The 18,300-nt window shown below is 71.4% G+C and carries 12 protein-coding genes; 6 read left to right on the top strand and 6 right to left on the bottom strand.

All coding sequences use genetic code 11. The features are described 5' to 3' along the window. Window positions 1-47: 47 nt before the first annotated feature. Window positions 48-404 (bottom strand): iron-sulfur cluster assembly accessory protein, encoded by a 357-nt coding sequence (locus ACFXBC_RS21675; protein ID WP_164264231.1) that lies wholly within the window; start codon window positions 402-404, stop codon window positions 48-50. Window positions 405-728: 324 nt separating this feature from the next. On the opposite strand from ACFXBC_RS21675, the gene nadA reads away from it, so the two are divergent. The 3 genes from nadA to ACFXBC_RS21660 all read left to right on the top strand — a co-directional run bounded on the left by nadA (window position 729) and on the right by ACFXBC_RS21660 (window position 8,461). Next, the gene (gene nadA / locus ACFXBC_RS21670) at window positions 729-1,919 is read left to right on the top strand and encodes a quinolinate synthase NadA (protein WP_385026696.1); all 1,191 of its coding nucleotides are present in this window, start codon (window positions 729-731) and stop codon (window positions 1,917-1,919) included. 100 nt (window positions 1,920-2,019) lie between these two features. Next, window positions 2,020-3,429 (top strand): hypothetical protein, encoded by a 1,410-nt coding sequence (locus ACFXBC_RS21665; RefSeq protein WP_385026693.1) that lies wholly within the window; start codon window positions 2,020-2,022, stop codon window positions 3,427-3,429. After that, entirely contained in the window at window positions 3,419-8,461 is a 5,043-nt protein-coding gene (locus ACFXBC_RS21660; protein WP_385026690.1) for a tetratricopeptide repeat protein, read from the top strand. The genes ACFXBC_RS21665 and ACFXBC_RS21660 overlap by 11 nt, the downstream gene beginning before the upstream one ends. 131 nt (window positions 8,462-8,592) lie before the next feature. Here the strand turns inward: ACFXBC_RS21660 and ACFXBC_RS21655 are convergent, their stop codons facing one another. The 5 genes from ACFXBC_RS21655 to ACFXBC_RS21635 all read right to left on the bottom strand — a co-directional run bounded on the left by ACFXBC_RS21655 (window position 8,593) and on the right by ACFXBC_RS21635 (window position 15,336). Then, on the bottom strand, window positions 8,593-11,766 hold the full coding sequence (locus ACFXBC_RS21655; protein WP_385026687.1) for an efflux RND transporter permease subunit: 3,174 nt from the start codon (window positions 11,764-11,766) through the stop codon (window positions 8,593-8,595). A 169-nt stretch (window positions 11,767-11,935) separates the two neighbouring features. Next, window positions 11,936-12,616 (bottom strand): response regulator, encoded by a 681-nt coding sequence (locus ACFXBC_RS21650; protein WP_385026684.1) that lies wholly within the window; start codon window positions 12,614-12,616, stop codon window positions 11,936-11,938. Continuing rightward, on the bottom strand, window positions 12,613-13,947 hold the full coding sequence (locus tag ACFXBC_RS21645; protein WP_385026703.1) for a sensor histidine kinase: 1,335 nt from the start codon (window positions 13,945-13,947) through the stop codon (window positions 12,613-12,615). The genes ACFXBC_RS21650 and ACFXBC_RS21645 overlap by 4 nt, the downstream gene beginning before the upstream one ends. Window positions 13,948-14,268: 321 nt before the next feature. Next, window positions 14,269-14,547: a hypothetical protein gene (locus tag ACFXBC_RS21640; RefSeq protein WP_385026681.1), complete on the bottom strand. Its 279-nt coding sequence runs from the start codon at window positions 14,545-14,547 to the stop codon at window positions 14,269-14,271. 9 nt (window positions 14,548-14,556) lie between these two features. Next, on the bottom strand, window positions 14,557-15,336 hold the full coding sequence (locus ACFXBC_RS21635) for a PspA/IM30 family protein (protein WP_164264226.1): 780 nt from the start codon (window positions 15,334-15,336) through the stop codon (window positions 14,557-14,559). Window positions 15,337-15,614: 278 nt separating this feature from the next. On the opposite strand from ACFXBC_RS21635, the gene ACFXBC_RS21630 reads away from it, so the two are divergent. From ACFXBC_RS21630 to ACFXBC_RS21620, 3 genes are all read left to right on the top strand, one after another. Next, the gene (locus ACFXBC_RS21630) at window positions 15,615-16,211 is read left to right on the top strand and encodes a DUF3043 domain-containing protein (protein ID WP_385026677.1); all 597 of its coding nucleotides are present in this window, start codon (window positions 15,615-15,617) and stop codon (window positions 16,209-16,211) included. Window positions 16,212-16,270: 59 nt separating this feature from the next. Continuing rightward, window positions 16,271-17,005, top strand: coding sequence for a methyltransferase domain-containing protein (locus tag ACFXBC_RS21625; protein ID WP_385026700.1), 735 nt, complete (start codon window positions 16,271-16,273; stop codon window positions 17,003-17,005). Between the two features lie 171 nt (window positions 17,006-17,176). After that, window positions 17,177-18,298: a S1C family serine protease gene (locus tag ACFXBC_RS21620; protein ID WP_385026674.1), complete on the top strand. Its 1,122-nt coding sequence runs from the start codon at window positions 17,177-17,179 to the stop codon at window positions 18,296-18,298. The last annotated feature ends 2 nt before the right edge of the window (window positions 18,299-18,300 follow it).

Here is an 18,300-nt window from a genome sequence, read left to right as displayed (position 1 = left end):
GCCCCGGATGTCCGGGGCCGCCGCCGCTGTGCGCTGTGCGGGAAGGCTCAGCTGAACGAGTCGCCGCAGGCGCAGGAGCCCGTGGCGTTCGGGTTGTCGATGGTGAAGCCCTGCTTCTCGATGGTGTCCACGAAGTCGACGGAGGCGCCGCCCAGGTACGGGGCGCTCATCCGGTCGGTGACGACCTTGACTCCGCCGAAGTCCTTGACCACATCGCCGTCGAGCGAGCGCTCGTCGAAGAAGAGCTGGTAGCGGAGGCCCGAGCAGCCGCCGGGCTGGACAGCCACGCGGAGCGCGAGGTCGTCACGGCCTTCCTGGTCGAGCAGGGCCTTGACCTTGGACGCGGCGGCGTCGGACAGGAGGATGCCGTCGCTCACCGTGGTCTTCTCGTCCGATACGGACATCTGCTTCACTCCCGGGATGGGGTCTCCCCGCCGAGGCAGGGGAAGTACGGACTGCTTGCCGACTACTGCAACCGGCAGGGCCACGGATTCATTCCGGGCCGGGCACTTCTCTTTGCCCCTTCATGCTCGCACACCCCTTGAGCCACGTCACAGAAGTACGCCTCCAGGGATACGTCACATTGACGAAATTGACATCGTCAATGTGACGTGAAGCGGCTATGATAGATAGCGTCATTTAGACGAGAAGGCCCCGGTGGCAGCACCGGTTCCACCGGAGCGGCACAAGCCGCACGTATTTCTTGAGAAGAATCTTGAGAAGAAAGGGTGCGTGTCGTGACCACCGCCCAGCCCCGTCAGGATCTCGACGTACAGCCCTCACCGCTCGCCCTGCTGCTGCTCGGCCGTGAGGCCGACCCGAGGAGCGAGCGGGGTGTCGAGTGTCCGGGCGACCTGCCGTCCCCGTCCGATCCGGACCTGGTGGAGCGCGCCCGCGCCGCCAAGGAGAAGCTCGGGGACAAGGTCTTCGTGCTCGGCCACCACTACCAGCGCGACGAGGTCATCCAGTTCGCCGACGTGACCGGCGACTCCTTCAAGCTCGCCCGTGACGCGGCCGCCAGGCCGGACGCCGAGTACATCGTCTTCTGCGGTGTGCACTTCATGGCCGAGTCGGCGGACATCCTGACCACCGACGACCAGAAGGTCGTGCTCCCCGACCTGGCGGCGGGCTGCTCGATGGCCGACATGGCCACCGCCGAGCAGGTGGCCGAGTGCTGGGACGTGCTGACCGAGGCCGGTGTCGCGGACCGCGTGGTGCCCGTCTCGTACATGAACTCCTCCGCCGACATCAAGGCCTTCACCGGCCGGCACGGCGGCACGATCTGTACGTCGTCGAACGCCCAGCGCGCCCTGGAGTGGGCCTTCGACCAGGGCGAGCAGGTCCTCTTCCTCCCCGACCAGCACCTCGGCCGCAACACCGCGGTACGGGACCTGGGGATGTCCCTGGACGACTGCGTCCTCTACAACCCGCACAAGCCGAACGGCGGCCTCACCCCGGAGCAGTTGCGCGGCGCGAAGATGATCCTGTGGCGCGGGCACTGCTCGGTGCACGGGCGGTTCTCGCTGGACTCGGTGAACGACGTGCGTGAGCGGATCCCCGGCGTACGGGTGCTGGTCCACCCCGAGTGCAGGCACGAGGTCGTCGCCGCCGCGGACGAGGTGGGCTCGACGGAGTACATCATCAAGGCGCTCGACGCGGCGCCCGCCGGTTCGAAGTGGGCGATCGGGACCGAACTCAACCTGGTGCGCCGGGTGGCGCACGCGCACCCGGACAAGGAGATCGTCTTCCTCGACAGGACGGTGTGCTTCTGCTCGACGATGAACCGGATCGACCTCCCGCATCTGGTCTGGACGCTGGAGTCGCTGGCCGAGGGCAACCTGGTGAACCGGATCGAGGTCGACCCGGAGACCGAGAAGTACGCGAAGCTCGCCCTGGAACGGATGCTGGCGCTGCCGTAGGGGCACTGCTCGCGATTCCTGCATATGGCACGTGCGGGGCCCTTTCCGTCATTACGCTGCTTTCCAGGGCAGCAGCGCAATGACGGGGGTACGGCGCCATATGACGTCTCGCAGCCGGGTCGACGACCTGGTGGTCGTCGTCCCGGGCATTCTGGGCAGCCGGCTGATGGATGCGGACGGGCACGAGGTGTGGGGTCTCTCGGGTCCGGCCCTGCTCCGCGGAATCCGTACGTTCGGCCGCTCCGTCAGGGGCCTGGCACTGCCCCGGGACCTGGGTGACGCCCACCCGGAGGACGGTGTGCGCCCACTCGGTCCGGTGCGCGATCTGCACGGGCTGCTGGGCATCGGGACGCTCGTGGACGGCTACGACGGCTTCCTGGAGTGGCTGGAACACCACTTCACGCTCCGGCGCCGGGACGTGCGGGACGCGGCGGACACCCCGGCCAACCTGGTCTGTTTCGCCTACGACTGGCGGCTGTCCTGCCGTTACAACGCGGACCGCCTCGCCGAGCGGGTGGGCGAATGGCTCGGCCGCTGGCGGGCCTCGGCGCCGGAGCGTGCCGGGGCCCGGGTCGTCTTCGTCTGCCACTCGATGGGCGGCCTGGTCGCCCGGCAGTACGTGGAACGGTGCGGCGGCGCGGAGGTGACGCGCCGGGTGATCACGCTCGGAACGCCGTACCGGGGTTCCCTCGACGCCCTGCTCTCCCTGGTCAACGGGGTGGGCCCGGCCGGTAAGGGCCTCACCGCCTTCGCCCGCAGCCTCCCCTCCCTGCACCAGCTGGTCCCCGACTACGCCGCGCTGATCACCGCCCCGAGCGCCCCGCTGCGGTACGCCCGCGAGGTGACCGGCCTGCCCGGGGCCGACCCGGCACTGCTCCAGGACGCCGCCCGCTTCCACGGGGCGCTGCGGGAGCCGGGGGCGGGGGCCGCACACGGAGTGGAGTACGTACCGGTCAGCGGAGTGCTCCAGCCGACCCCGACCACCGCCGAGGTCCGGGGCGGGAAGCTGGCCGGGCTGCTCACCATCGACGGGGCCGACGAGGGCGGCGACGGCCGGGTGCCCCGGTTCTCCAGCGCCCATGCGGGGGTGGCGGGACGGCCCGCGTACACGCCCTGGGAGCGGCACGGCTCGCTCCAGAACAACACGGCGCTGCGCCAGGCGCTCTACAACTGGCTCACCCCGGACCCGCCGGTCCACCGCGGCCCGCAGGCCCCGGACGTCCCGCTGGCGGTGGACGCGCCGGACGCGGTCACCGAGGGCGAGGTCTACGAGCTGCGGGCCACGGTCCCGCCGCACATACCGGGCCATGACCGGGTGGCCGTCTTCGCGGCGGCCGACGGCGGTCCGGTGCGGACGCTGGACAACCTGGGCGGGGGCCGTTACGCGGCGCGCCTCGCCGGGCTGCCGGCCGGGCCGCACCGGGTGCGGGTGAGTACGGGGAACGCGGGCCATGTCGTGATGACCGCGCTGGTGTTGGTACAGGAAGGCAGGGCGGGCGATGGTGCGTGAGACGGGTACGGCGGGCGACAGGGGACGCGAGCCGGTGGGGACGGCGCTGTGCGTGGTGTGCGAGGAGTACGCCGACAGCCGGAGCTTCCCCCGGCTGACCGGGGCGGCGGCCCAGATGACGGAGATCGCCGCGCTGCTGGAGGAGTTGGGGATCGCGGCGCGGGTGGTGGGCGGCGGGAACCCGTCCTGGGCGGCCTTCGACGAGGAGCTGCCCGCGTGGAGCGAGAGCTGGCTGAGGACGGGGGCGGCGAAGCCCGCGGTCATCGTCTGGTCCGGGCACGGGGTGCTGGTCGACGACGAACTACGGCTGGCGCTCTGCGACTTGGATCTCGACGCCGACCAGGTGACGCGCGACGCGCGCGCCCTCAAGCGGGGCGTCACGGCCGGGACACTGGTCAGTGACGCGGTGGCCTCGGGCGCCGACCAGATCCTGCTGATCGTCGACACCTGCTACGCGGGAGACGCGGTGGGCCGGGGCCTGGAGCAGGCCCTGCGGCGCTGGGCGGCCGTGTCCACGCCGCCCGGCCGGGCCAAGTGGTTCGGCATCATGGCCAGTTGCCGGCGCAACGAGACATCGGACGGCGGCGGCCCGCTGCTCACCGCGTTGGCGGAGGTGCTGAAGGCCGGCCCTGCCACCACCGAGTACCGCTCGGCCTGGAGCGCCCACAACGCGCTGGTCAGCGGCCCGGATCTGCTGGCCGCGCTGGGTGAGCGATGGCACGGCGAAGGCCAGACACCCGTCTCGGCCGCCCTCGGCACCGGGCGGCCGGTCTTCCCCAACCCGCGCCATGTGCCCGGTTCCCCCGCCCGGCCGGCGGAGCACCTGGTGCTCGCGGCGCGCGGGGCCGGGTACCGCGAGGAGGGCTGGTTCTTCACGGGCCGCAGGGAGGTGCTGGGCCGGATCACCGCATGGCTGGAGGCGGACGAGGCCGGGCTCTTCCTGGTGACCGGCCCGGCGGGCTGCGGCAAGTCGGCCGTACTGGGCCGGGTCGCGACGCTCACCGATCCCGTACGGCGCAAGGAGACCGAGGCGCACGGCGGCCTGCGCGAGGACGACCCGGACCCTGGCCTCCGCCCCGGCCGCTCCCTCGCCTCCGTACATCTGCGCGGCCTGAGCCCTCTGCGGGCGGCATCGGAGCTGGCCCGGCAGCTCGGACTGCCGGAGCCCCGGAACGCGGACGACTTCCGGGGCGAGTTCCGCGGGCTGTCGCCACGGCCGTTGCTGGTCATCGACGGCCTGGACGAGGTACCCGCCGAGCACCTCCGCGCCATGATCGAGGAGCTGGTCTTCCCGCTCAGCCGGACGGGCCCGGTCCTGCTCGGCTCCCGCGAACGTGCCTTCCGCAGCCGGATCGAGGAGGACGGGCAGGTGCACGAGACCCTGCCGGACGCCCTGGCCCGGCTGACCGGTACGGGGGTGACCACGGCGGACCTGGAGCGGGAACCGCACACGCAGGAGGACATCGGTGCGTATGTGTTCCGCCGGTGCGCTGCGGCCGGTGTACCGGATGACCGGGCACGGGAGGCGGGCGATGCGGTCGCCGCGCGTGCCACGGCGGTGGGCGGCGGGTTCCTCTTCGCGCGGCTGGTGACGGGGTCGCTGCCGGCGGGGGCCCGCGCCGGGGATGACCAGTGGCTGTCCGGTCTGCCGGACTCCATCGGGGCGGCGTTCGACGAGGACCTGCGGGTGGGCCCTGTACGAGTGCGCGCGGACGGTACCGAACTGCCGTACGCCGCACGGGACCTACTGACCGCGCTGGCGTGGACGGTCGGGCCCGGGATGCCCGCCGGGGGTGTGTGGGAGGAGGTCGCCGGAGCGCTGGGTGGCGGTGCTGTGTCGTACGACGAGAGCGACGTGGACTGGGTGCTGTCCGCCTACGGCCGCTATGTCGTCGAGGACGCGGAGGACGGGCAGGCGGTGTTCCGGCTGTACCACCACGCGTTCGTGTCGTATCTCGCGGGACGGGAGGGGCCGGAGGGATCCGAGGCCGGCGAGGTGGTGGTGGCCGCGCTCGTCGCGCACGTTGAGCGGCGAGCGGTGGGCGGCGACTGGGGCGCGGTCGATCCGTACGTGGTGTGGGGGCTGGCCCGGCACGCGGCGCTGGCGGGTGCTCCGGGGATCGGGATGCTGCGGGGGCTGGTGGAGCGGGCCGGGCCGGGCGCGGCGCCGTTTCTGGCCCAGGCGTTGCAGTACTTCTCCGAGCGGCTCAGGACGGAGGGCGACCTGGACGGTGCGCTCTCCACCGCGCGGGAGGGACTGTCCCTGTGGGAGGAGCTGGAACGGGAATCTCCCGGAAATCACCGTGCCGCGGTGGCTCGTGGCCTGATGAATGTCGCCGGCCACTGCGCCGCCACCGGTGACCTCGCAGGGGCTCTGGCACCCGCACGCGAGGCAGTCGTCATTCAGCGGGCACTGGCAGATTCCGGGGCCTACGACGCCCTCCCGGATCTGGCGGACTCCCTCAGCACCCTCGCCAACAGACTCGCAGGCGTCGGCGACCACGAAAGCGCACTCGGTCCGATGCGGGAGGCCGTACGCATCTACCGCGAACTCGCCACGCGAAGTCCAGAGGCCTTCCGCCCGGGTCTCGCCCGTACGCTCACCAACCTCGCGGCGCACCTGGTTTCCGGCGGACAGCACCGCGCCGCGCTCCCGCACGCGAAAGAAGCGGTCGGCATCTACCGCGGACTCGGCGCACTTCACCCTGGCGCCTTTCTGGGCCACCTCTCCACCGCCCTCAACAATCTGGCGGGCAGTCTCAGCAGCACCGGCGCCCACGCGGACGCGCTGCCGCCCGCGGAGGAGGCGGTGCGTATCCAGCGGGCCATGGCCGGGGGCGGTTCCGATGCCCTGCTCTCGCTGGCCGACTCCCTGAACAACCTGTCGGCGCACCGCGCGGACGCCGGGGACCGCGCGGGGGCCCTCGCGTCCATCCAGGAGGCGGTGGACATCTACCGGGACCTCGGCGCGCGTCATCCGACCGCGTTCCTGCCCGGTCTGGCCGCCGCACTCACCAATCTGTCACAGCGGGTCTCCGCGACCGGAGATCCCAAGGGGGCGCGCGCCCCCGCGCAGGAGGCCGCGCGGCTGTACGCCAAGCTGGCAGCGGAGCACCCCGGCGCGTTCCGGGCGGACCTCGCGCTGTCCCTGAGCACCCTGGCCGGAACGCTCTCCGCCGATGACCGGGGAACCGCCGTGGCGTTGCTGCGGGAAGCCGTACGCGTCCAGCGCGAAGTGGCCGCGGAACAGCCGACCGCACATCTCCCGGAACTCGCCGACCTCCTCCACAACCTCGCGAAGGCGCTCGTCGCCGCCGGGGAGCCCGCGGCGGCCCTGCCGCAGGCCGAGGAAGCGGTCGGCGTCCGCCGCCGCCTCGTCTCGCTGGACCCGAGCGCCTCCTCCGCCAGGCTCGCCACGGCGCTCAGCCATCTGGGCACCGTCCGCGCTGTCCTGGGTGATGTCTCAGGGGCGCTCGCATCGACCCGGGAAGCGCTCCCCCTCCAGCGCGAACTCGCCGCGCGGCAGCCCGCCTTCCGCCCGGACCTCGCCTCGACGCTCAACAACCTGGCCAACCACCTGAACGACGCCGGGGACCCGGCCGCCGCGTTGCGGGCGGCGGAGGAATCCGTGGCCATCCACCGCGAACTCTTCGCACAGCACCCGGCCGCCTTCCGCTCCGACCTCGCCCGCGCCCTCCTCCCTCTCGCGGAGAGTCTCGCCGCCACCGGCAGCCCGGAGAAGGCACTGGCTCCCGCGCACGAATCCGTACGGCTGTGGCGTGAACTCGCCGCCGACCAGGCCGACACCTCCCTCCCGGATCTCGCCACCGCCCTCAACAACCTCGGCGTGTACCTGGAGCAGAACCACGACTACGACGGGGCGGTGACATCGGCCCGGGAAGCCGTCGCCATCCGGCGGGGCCTGGCCCTGGCCGATCCGGGCGCCTTCGGGACCGTGTTCGTCACCGCTCTCAACAACCTGGCCGAGTCCCTTGCCCACACCGGCGACCACACATCGGCGGTCCACGCATTCGACGAGGCCGTGGACAGTTTCGTGACGGTCCACCCGGCGACCGCCCGCCGTATCGGCGTCGAGCGCGGTGTCTTCCTGCTGTCCTGCCCCGCCCCCTGGCCTGAGGCCGGTCTGCGTGAGCTGGTGGCCTGCCTGGACAGGACCCCCGTGGAGCCGGAAGGGCCGGACCCGGTGGCCGTACGGGCCCGGCGGGCGCTGCGTGCGGACGGCGGTCAGGACGCGGTCCGCACGGCCTGGGAGGAGGAGACCGGTGCCCCCGCACCGGCCTGGCTCGCCCTGTCGCCGGAGACTCTGGCTCTCGTCGGTTCCTGGCTGTTCGCGCCCGACTGGCCCCGGTCCCGCGATGTCTGGTCCCGGAACGCCGACGCACTCAGCAGCGACGAGGCGGCGACAGCCCTCGAAGAGCTGGCACTGCTGGACCCCGGCACCGCACAGCGGCACACCGTGCTCCGCGAGGCCGTCCTCGTCCACGGCGTGACCGCCGCCTACGATCCGCTGATCCTCGCGGAGCAGCTGGCGGAGTGGGTGGGGTGCGCCGACTGGGCGGAGTCACGGGCCTTTCTCCAGGACCACCCCCGCCTCCTCCAGGCCCAGCCGTCCAGGACCACCCCGCTCGCGCACGTCGCCGTCCTCGATATCGCCCGCACCGAAGGGCTGGACGCCGCGTACCGCCTCGTGGAGGACCGGACCGCCCTCCAGGCTTACGTGGAACGGGCGTTGGCCGCCGGAGACGGCAATGCGCTGCTGCACGCGGCGGCCGTCGAGGGGCAGGTCTTCGACGACAAGCTGTCCTCCCTCACCCACGCCCAGGCGGGCATGGTGCTCGCCGGAGCCGCCGACGGTGTGGAACCGGACGAGCTGGCGACGCTCATCCCCCGCGCCCGCGAGGAGACCCGTATCCGGCTGCTGCGGGAGATCGTCGCCCTCAGCGTCCGGCACGCCGACCCGCACGGCGGGACCTGGCTCCGGATCGTCGAGGCCCTCAGCGGGGCCGCCTGACGTTCACCGCGCCCTCGTCGGACGGCGTTGCCGCCGCTCTCCTGGCAGAAGGGCTCAGGCAGCGAGCGGAAACCCGAAGGGGCCTGTCCCACACGAGCGTGTGGGACAGGCCCCTCGTCATGCCGGGCGGGTCAGACGTTCGCCGGTTCCGGCTCGTCCGACGACGAGTCGGCACCCGCCGTGTCCGCGTCGCCCGACTTCTTCGCGCGCTTCGCCGCCTTCTTCTTCGCCCGGCGCTCCTTGCGGAGCTCCACCAGCGCGTAGAGCGTCGGCACGAGCAGCAGCGTCAGCAGCGTCGAGGTGATCAGACCGCCGATCACCACCACAGCCAGCGGCTGCGAGATGAAGCCGCCCTCTCCGGTGACACCGAGCGCCATCGGGAGCAGCGCGAAGATCGTCGCCAGTGCGGTCATCAGGATCGGCCGCAGTCGGTGCCTGCCGCCCTCCACGACCGCCTCGACCACGCCCAGACCCTGCGAGCGGTACTGGTTGATCAGGTCGATCAGCACGATCGCGTTGGTGACCACGATGCCGATGAGCATCAGCATGCCGATCATCGCCGGGACACCCATCGGGGTGCCGGTGACGAGCAGCAGGCCGATGGCGCCGGTGGCCGCGAAGGGGATGGAGACCAGCAGGATCAGCGGCTGGACCAGCGAGCGGAACGTCGCCACGAGGAGCATGAAGACGATCGCGACGGCGGCCAGCATGGCGAGCGCCAGGTTCTTGAACGCGTCGCTCTGGTCGGACGAGACACCGCCGATGTCGACGGTCGCACCGCTGGGCAGCGCCTTCTTGATGTCGTTCATCTTCGACTGGAGCGCGCTGGTGACCGCGCCGGTGTTGTCACCGGTCGGCTTCGCCGTGATCGTCGCCGCTCGGGCGCCGTCGATACGGGTCATCGAGACCGGTCCCGGGACCAGCTTGACCGTGGCGATGTCGCCCAGCTTGACCGGGCCGAGGCTCAGGTTCTTCAGCTGGGCGAGGGTGGTGGCCGGGTGCTCCGACTTCACGACGACGTCCCGCTCGGTGTCGTCCAGGATCATCTTGCCCGACGTGGTGCCCTGGACCGCCTGGCCCACGGCGGCGCCCAGCGTCGTCTCGTTGTAACCCGCCGCGGCCGCCTTGTCGTTGGTCTTCACCGAGATCCGCGGCACGCTCTGCGAGAGGTCGCTCTGCACGTCCTTGACGTGGTCGAGCTTGGCCACGGCGGCCCGTACCTGCTCGGACGCCTTCTTGAGGGTGTCGCCGTCGCCCGCCTTGACCACGAGGCTGAGGTCCTGGTCGCCGAAGCCGCCGCCGCTGCCGACGCTGGCGTCGCCGATGCCGTGCAGCTTGGCGAGGCCCTTCTCGATACGGTCCTGGGTCTTGTCGTAGTCCGACGCGTTCTTCAGCGTCACCTGGTACGAGGCCTGGTTGGCGCCCGTACCGCCGCCGAAGGCAGCGGCGAAGCCCGATGAGCCGACCGTGACCTGGTAGTCCTTGATCGTGTCGATGCCGTCGAGCACCTTCTCGACCTTCTTGGCCGCGGTGTCGGCGGCCTGCAGGCTGGTGCCCGGGTCGAGCTTCTGGGTGAGCGAGAGGGTGTCCTGGTCGCCCTGGTCGAAGAAGTTGGTCTTGAGCAGCGGGGCCATGCCGAAGGTGGCGATGAGCACCACGGCCGCGATGACCAGGCTGGTGATACGGCGCCGGGTCGCGAAGCGGAGCACCGGCACGTAGAGGCGCTGGAGACGGCTGCGCCCCTCCTTCTCCTCGGCCCTGCGGCGCAGCTCCTGCGGGTCGACGCCGGCCGAGCCCTTGGGGGCGCGCAGGAACCAGTACGAGAAGACCGGGACCACCGTCAGCGAGACCAGCAGCGAGGCGAGCAGCGCCGCGGTGACCGTGATGGAGAACGAGCCGAAGAGCTGGCCCACCATGCCGCCCACGAGGCCGATCGGCAGGAAGACCGCCACGGTCGTCAGCGTGGACGACGTCACCGCGCCCGCGACCTCACGGACGGCGCCGATGATCGCCGTCTGCCGCTCCTCGCCGTAGCTCAGATGACGCTTGATGTTCTCCAGGACGACGATCGAGTCGTCCACCACCCGGCCGATCGCGATGGTCAGCGCGCCGAGGGTGAGCATGTTGAGCGAGAGGTCGCGGGTCCACAGCACGATCAGCGCCAGGAGCACCGAGAGCGGGATGGAGAGCGCGGTGACCAGGGTCGAGCGGAGCGACGCCAGGAAGACGAGGATGACGATCACGGCGAAGAGGAGGCCGAGAGCGCCCTCGGTGGTGAGGCCGGAGATCGACTTCGAGACGGACGGGCCCTGGTCGAAGATGACCGTCAGATCGCTGTGCGAGCCGAGGGTCTTGCGCAGCTCGGGGAGCTTGTCCTTGACCGCGTCGGAGATGGCGACGGCGCTGCCGTCCTGATCCATCGTCAGCGAGAGGGAGAGGCTGGGCCTCCCGTTGGTACGGGTGATGGAGTCCGCCGCTGCGGGCTGCTCGGCGACCTTGGCGATGTCACCGAGGCGGACCGGCTTGGGGGCCTTGCCGCCCTGCGGTGCGCCACCGGGCGCCGCCTGGCCCGTGACGCGCAGGTCCTCGATCTGCTTCAGCGAGGTGTAGCCGCCGCCGACCTGGACCGTGCGGCTCTTGCCGTCCTCGGAGAACGCACCGGCCGGGAGCGTGGCGCCGCCGGCCTGGAGCGCCTGGCTGAGCGTCGCCGCGTTCAGCCCTGCGGCGGCCAGCTTCCTGGCGTCGGGGGTGACGGTGACCTGGAGGTCCCGTACGCCGTCGACGCTGACCTGGGCGACGCCGTCGATGTTCTGCAGGACCGGGACGACCGAGCGGTCGAGCTGGTCGGAGAGCGCCTGCTGGTCCTTGTCGGAGGTGACGGCGAGCACGACCGTCGGGATGTCGTCGGTCGAACCGGCGACGACCTGCGGGTCGACCGAGTCGGGGATCTTCACCCGGGCCCGGTTCACGGCCTGCTGGACATCGGCGACGAGCTGCTTGCCGCCGTTGCCGTACTCGAACTGGGCCATGATCACGGCGTTGCCCTCGCTCGCCGTGGAGGTGACGCCCTTGATGCCGTCGACAGCCTTGATGGTGTCTTCGAGCGGCTCGACGACCTGCTTCTCGACCACATCGGGGGAGGCTCCCTGATACGGGGCGAGCACCGACACCATCGGCAGTTCGATGGTGGGCAGCAGCTGCTGCTTGAGCTGCGGTATCGCGATCGCACCGAAGACGACGGCGACGATCGATATCAGCCCGATCAGGGCCCGTTGCGCGAGGCTGAATCTGGACAGCCAGGACATGGGGTCTCTCTTCTGTGGCGTGCGAGGCAGGTGGAGCCAGAGGGATGCGGAAGGCCGGGGGAGGCACGTGGCCCACCCCACCCCTACCTTCGGCCATCCGGCGGGCCGGATTCGTCGCTCCCAAGTGCCTTACTTATCCGGCGCATACCGCAGCTGGAGTATGCCGCCGCTACGCCCTCGGGTGGACCAGGCCCGATTCGTAGGCGATTACCACCAATTGGGCCCGGTCGCGGGCCCCGAGCTTCGCCATCGCACGGTTCACATGCGTCTTGACGGTGAGCGGGCTGACGGCCAGCCGCTCGGCGATCTCGTCGTTGGAGTGGCCGCCGCCGACCTGGACGAGGACCTCCCGCTCGCGGACGGTGAGCGCGGCGAGCCGTCCCGCGTACGCCTCGGGGGCCGATCCGTCCGAACTGCCGCCCTGCGCGAGGAATCGCGCGATGAGCCCCTTGGTGGCCACCGGGGAGAGCAGCGCCTCGCCGGCCGCCGCGATACGGATCGCGTTGAGCAGTTCGTCCGGCTCCGCGCCCTTGCCGAGGAATCCGGACGCACCGGCCCGCAGGGACTGGACCACGTACTCGTCCACCTCGAACGTCGTGAGCATCACCACGTGTACGGCGGCGAGTTCGGGGTCGCTGCTGATCAGGCGGGTGGCGGCGAGTCCGTCGGTGCCGGGCATCCGGATGTCCATCAGGACGACGTCGGGGGCCCGGGTGCGGGCGAGTGCCACCGCCTGCGCGCCGTCCGCCGCCTCCCCGACGACCTCCATGTCGGGCTCCGAGTCCACCAGCACCCGGAACGCGCTGCGCAGCAGCGCCTGGTCGTCGGCGAGCAACACCCTGATCGTCATGCGTCCTCCCCCGCTCCGGCCGTGACCGGCAGTATCGCCTGTACGCGGAAGCCGCCGCCGTGGCGGGGCCCCGCCGAGCAGGAGCCGCGCAGCGCGGCCGCCCGCTCCCGCATCCCGGTCAGGCCGTGGCCCCCGCCGTCCGCCACCGCGCCGTCTCCGGTGGCCTCCGGCCCGGCGGCGCCGTCCCGGCCCTCATCGTCGCCCCGGCCCGCCCCGTCGTTCCTGCCCGCACCGTCGTTCCTGCCCGCACCGTCGTCCAGGACGGTGACCTCCACGGCCGGGCCCACCCGCACCACGCTGACCTCGGCCCGCGCGCCGGGCCCCGCGTGCTTGCGCACATTGGTCAGTGCCTCCTGGATGATCCGGTACGCGGCCAGGTCGACGGCGGCGGGCATGGCGGTCTGCCCGGGGTCGCAGGCCACCTCGACCGGGAGTCCGGCGTTGCGGAAGGTGTCGACGAGATGGTCCAGGACGGCGAGGCCGGGCGCCGGTTCGGTGGGCGCCTCCGGGTCTCCGGACTGGCGCAGCAGGCCGACCGTGGCACGCAGTTCGTTGAGCGCGGAGCGGCTGGCCTCCCGTACGTGCCCGAGCGCCTCCTTGGCCTGGTCGGGGCGCTTGTCCATGACATGGGCCGCCACCCCGGCCTGGACGTTGACCAGGGCGATGTGGTGGGCGACGACGTCGTGGAGGTCACGGGCGATCCGCAGCCGCTCCTCGGCGACCCGGCGTCTTGCCTCCTCGTCGCGGGTGCGCTCCGCCCGCTCGGCGCGCTCCCGGATGGCGTCGACGAACGCGCGGCGGCTGCGTACCGCGTCGCCCGCCGCCGACGCCATCCCGGTCCACGCGAAGATCCCCAGGTTCTCCTGCGAGTACCAGGGAGTCCGGCTGAAGCACATCGCCGACGCCGTCAGCACGGCCATCGTCACAAGCCCGACCCGCCAGGTGGTGGGCCGGTCGGTGCGCGATGCGACGGTGTAGAGCGCGATGACCGCGCTCATCGCCACCGGCGCGGGCGGCTCCCCCGCGATCAGTTCGACCATGGTGACCGCGCCGGTCACCGCGAGCACCGCCATCGGGCGCCGCCGCCGCAGCACCAGGGCGGCGGCGCCCACCACCATCAGGACGACGCTGCGCAGCTCGGGGCTTCTGTCACCGAACGTCGGCCCTTCGGGACCGCCGGTGTCGGCGAACGAACCGGTGATCATGCAGACGAGCACGGCCAGCGCCAGCACGGCGTCGAGCGCCGTCGGATGGGCGCGCAGCCAGTCGCCGGTCCGGGTGTAGCGGGCGGCGGCTCTCGACGGGGTCGACGGTGGGGTCACGTCCAGCAACGGTACGGCGTGCACGGACCGGACCTCGCCGGTGCACGGGAGCCCCGCCTGCGCGAGCGCGCGGGGGCGCGGGGACGCGGCGCGGGAGACCGGCCCGTCCCGGTGCGGAGTGGGTCCCACCAGTACGCGTGCCGTACGCCCCAGGCCGTACGGCGGGACACAGCCCGGCGCCCCGTCCCGTACCTTCCCCTCGGCCGGAGGGGGCGGTACGGGACGGGGCGCCGGGGAGGAAGTGCTGGGCCGTGCGGCCGGGCCGGTCAGCCGGGGAGCAGTTCAGCCTGGAGGCCGTTCAGTCGAGAGGCCGATCAGCCAGGAAGCCGCTCAGCCAGGGATCAGACCGTCGTCGTTGAGCATGTCCCTGACGTCCGCGAGGGTCGCGTCGGCGGGCGGCAGGATCAGCTCCGAAGGGGCCAGGGAGTCGTCGGGAAGCGGGGTTCCCAGCTCCCTGACCTTGTCGAGCAGGGCGTGGAGTGTGCGACGGAAGCCCGCTTCGTCGCCGCCCTGCACCTCGACGAGCAGTTCGTCGTCCAGCTTGTTGAGCTCGGTGAGGTGGCTGTCGGCCAGCTCCATCTGGCCTTCACCCATGATCCGTACGATCATGACGCGTCCCTACTGCTTGTCCAGATTCGGATGGGGCCTGTCCTGCGGCTCACTGCCCTCGATGGCCTGCTGGGACCCGGAGGACCCGCCGGCCAGCTCGGCCTTCATGCGCTGCAGTTCCAGCTCCACATCCGTACCACCGGAGATCCGGTCCAGCTCGGCGGAGATGTCGTCCTTGCCCATACCGGACTGGTCGTCCAGGGCGCCCGACGCGAGCAGCTCGTCGATCGCGCCCGCCCTGGCCTGCAGCTGGGCCGTCTTGTCCTCGGCCCGTGCGATGGCCTGGCCGACGTCGCCCATCTCCTCGGAGATCCCCGAGAAGGACTCGGCGATCCGGGTCTGCGCCTGGGCCGCCGTGTAGGTGGCCTTGATGGTCTCCTTCTTCGTACGGAAGGCGTCGACCTTGGCCTGCAGACGCTGGGCGGCGAGCGTGAGCTTCTCCTCCTCGCCCTGCAGCGTCTGGTGCTGCGTCTCCAGGTCGGTGACCTGCTGCTGCAGCGCGGCACGACGCGACAGCGCCTCCCTCGCCAGGTCCTCACGGCCCAGCGCGAGGGCCTTGCGCCCCTGGTCCTCCAGCTTGGTGGACTGCCCCTGCAACTGGTTGAGCTGCAGTTCGAGACGCTTGCGCGAGGTCGCCACGTCGGCGACCCCACGGCGTACCTTCTGGAGCAGTTCGAGCTGCTTCTGGTACGAGTAATCGAGGGTCTCGCGCGGATCCTCGGCCCGGTCCAGGGCCTTGTTGGCCTTCGCGCGGAAGATCATTCCCATACGCTTCATGACACCGCTCATGGGCTTCGCGCGCCCCCTTCTGACGGACTTCAGCTCCAGCACTTGAACCCACACTACGGGGCCTGCGTCCATTACCGCACTGTTCGGGGACGGATGCGCTCCTCCTCCAGGACGAGCTGAGGCGGTTCCGCTCCCGCGCAGGGAGTAGGAGCACCCCCGGGAGGGCCCCGAGAACCGGCGTAAACGGCGCGGAGGCCCGCGCGGGCCCGGCAGACCGTTGCGCGATCGTTCCCCCTCGGTCCTGTTGCCCCGCACAGCACCCCGTACCCTTGGGTTTTGTGTTCCGAAGCCGCGCCAATGAAGAGAAGGCCCGCACCGCCAAGGTGACGCCGGACCTCTCCAAGCAGCCCCGCGACCCGCAGGCCCCCAAAGGTCGCCCCACCCCGAAGCGGAATGAGGCGCAGTCCCAGCGACGCCGCGCGGTCACTCCCACGACCGACCGCAAGGAGGCATCCAGGCGTCAGCGCGATGCCCGCCGCGCGGACATGGCGAGGCAGCGTGAGGCCCTCGCCAGCGGTGACGAGCGTTATCTGCCGGCCCGGGACAAGGGCCCGGTCCGCCGCTTCGCGCGGGACTACGTGGACTCGCGCTGGTGCCTCGCCGAGTTCTTCCTGCCGCTCGCGGTGGTCATCCTGGTACTGAGCGTCATCCAGCTGCCGGGTGTCCAGAGCATCGCGCTCTTCCTCTGGCTGATCGTGATCGTGCTGATCATCATCGACTCGGCCGGCATCTGGTTCCGGATGCGGAAGCAGATGAACGAGCGCTTCCCGAACGAGCCCAAGGGCGGCGCCCTGGCCTACGGTCTGATGCGTACGCTCCAGATGCGCCGGATGCGCCTGCCGAAGCCGCAGGTCAAGCGCGGAGAGCGGCCCTGAGCACGGGCATCTCGGGGTTCGACGGCGCTTCGGCCGCATGGCTGAAGGGCCTGGGAGGGCTGCGCAACACCGTCCGCCAGGAGCTCGTCGCGCGTCAGCTCGACGAACAGCTCGCGGCGCGATTCCCGGTGGGGCAGCGGCTGCGGATCCTCGATGTCGGGACGGGGCAGGGCACCCAGGCCCTGCGCCTGGCGCGCGCCGGCCACACGGTGACCGGTATGGAGTCCGACCCCGCGATGCTCAAGGTGGCACGTGACGCACTGGCCACCGAGCCCGAGGGCATCCGTGAGCGGATGCGGCTGCTGGACGGCGACGGCCGGGAGACCGGTGCGCACTTCCTGCCCGGCAGCTTCGACGTGGTGCTCTGCCACGGCGTCCTGATGTACGTCCAGGAGCCGGACGCGATGCTGGCCGGCCTCGCCCGGATGCTGGCACCCGGCGGGCTGCTCTCGCTGCTCGTACGGAACGCCGACGCGCTGGCCATGCGGCCCGGGATGGCCGGTGACTGGCCCACCGCGCTGGCCGCCTTCGACAGCGCCACGTACGAGAACAGGCTCGGCCTCACCGTGCGCGCCGACCGGCTCGAAGCGGTCACCGCCACGCTGGCGGGGATCGCCGCCCCCCTGCACGCCTGGTACGGGGTCCGGGTCTTCACGGACAACGTGGGCAACGACGAGGAGCTGCCGTCCGCCCATGAGCTGGACCAGCTGCTGGCGGCCGAGGACCGCGCCGGGCGCACCGAGCCGTACAAGAGCGTGGCGGCGCTGCTCCATCTGTGCGGTGTACGGGGCTGACGCCTTCGGGGTACGGGGCTGATGCCCTTCGGTGTACGGGGCTGCCCTGCGGCGCCTTCTCCTGATCGTTGCCCCTGACCGGTTTCCTCTGGCCGGTTTCCCCTGATCGGTTTCCCCTGATCGGCGGCGCACCGCAGGCAGACCCCGGTTGCCGAAAGCGACACTACGGACATGGATTCCTCCCGTACCCGTGGCCGTGTCCATAGCCGTGCGCACCGGCTGTTGCTGCCACTGACCGCAGGAATCTGTGGCGTCGCCCTGGTGGGCGGCTGCTCAGGTTCCGGTTCTCCGTCCGCCCCCGACGCCGTCTCCGGTCCCTCCTCATCGCCCGCCGCCGACTCCCGGGCCGCCGCCGATCCGGCCACCGGTGGGGACGCCCTGCAGAGCAACTACGAGCAGGTGATCAAGAACGTCCTGCCGTCGGTCGTCCAGATCGAGTCGGGCAAGGACCTCGGTTCGGGCATCGTCTACGACAGCAAGGGCGACATCGTCACCAACGCCCATGTGGTGGGCAAGGGCAAGCAGTTCAAGGTCACATCGGCCACCGGCGGCGGCCAGCTGCACGCCCGGCTCGTCTCCAGCTACCCGGCCCAGGATCTGGCGGTCATCAAGCTCGACAAGGTGCCGTCCGGGCTGAAGGCCGCCTCCTTCAGCCGGTCGTCCAAGGTCGACATGGGGAAGATCGTGCTGGCGCTCGGCTCGCCGCTCGGACTCTCCAGCAGCGTCACCCAGGGGATCGTGTCGGCCACCGGACGCACCGTCAGCGAGGGCAGTTCGGGCGGCGGCACCGGGGCGACCATCGGGAACATGGTGCAGACATCGGCGGCGATCAACCCCGGCAACAGCGGCGGCGCACTGGTCGGCCTGGACGGGAAGGTCATCGGCATCCCCACCCTGGCGGCGACCGACCCGCAGCTGGGCAACGGCGCCGCACCCGGTATCGGCTTCGCGATCCCCGCGTCGATGGTGACCAACATCGCGGACCAGATCATCAAGAACGGCAAGGTCACCAACTCGGGCCGGGCCGCACTGGGGATCACCGGGCGCACCGTCGTGGGCGCCAACTTCCAGCCCGCCGGGGTCGCGGTGGTCTCCCTCACCAAGGGCGGCGCTGCGAGCGCCGCCGGACTGCGGACCGGGGACGTCGTCGTCCGGGTGGCCTCCACGCCGGTCAAGTCGCTGACCGCGCTCTCCGAGGCGCTCGCTTCGTACAAGCCGGGGCAGAAGGTCAAGGTCGGTTACGAGCGCGACGGCAGGACGAAGTCGGCGGAGGTCACGCTCGGCACGATGTAGGG

This window comes from Streptomyces sp. NPDC059398 (genome assembly GCF_042751845.1).
Classification (GTDB): Bacteria; Actinomycetota; Actinomycetes; order Streptomycetales; family Streptomycetaceae; genus Streptomyces.
Note: the sequence above shows the minus strand (reverse complement) of the source record. Positions and strands in the feature narration are given on the sequence as shown.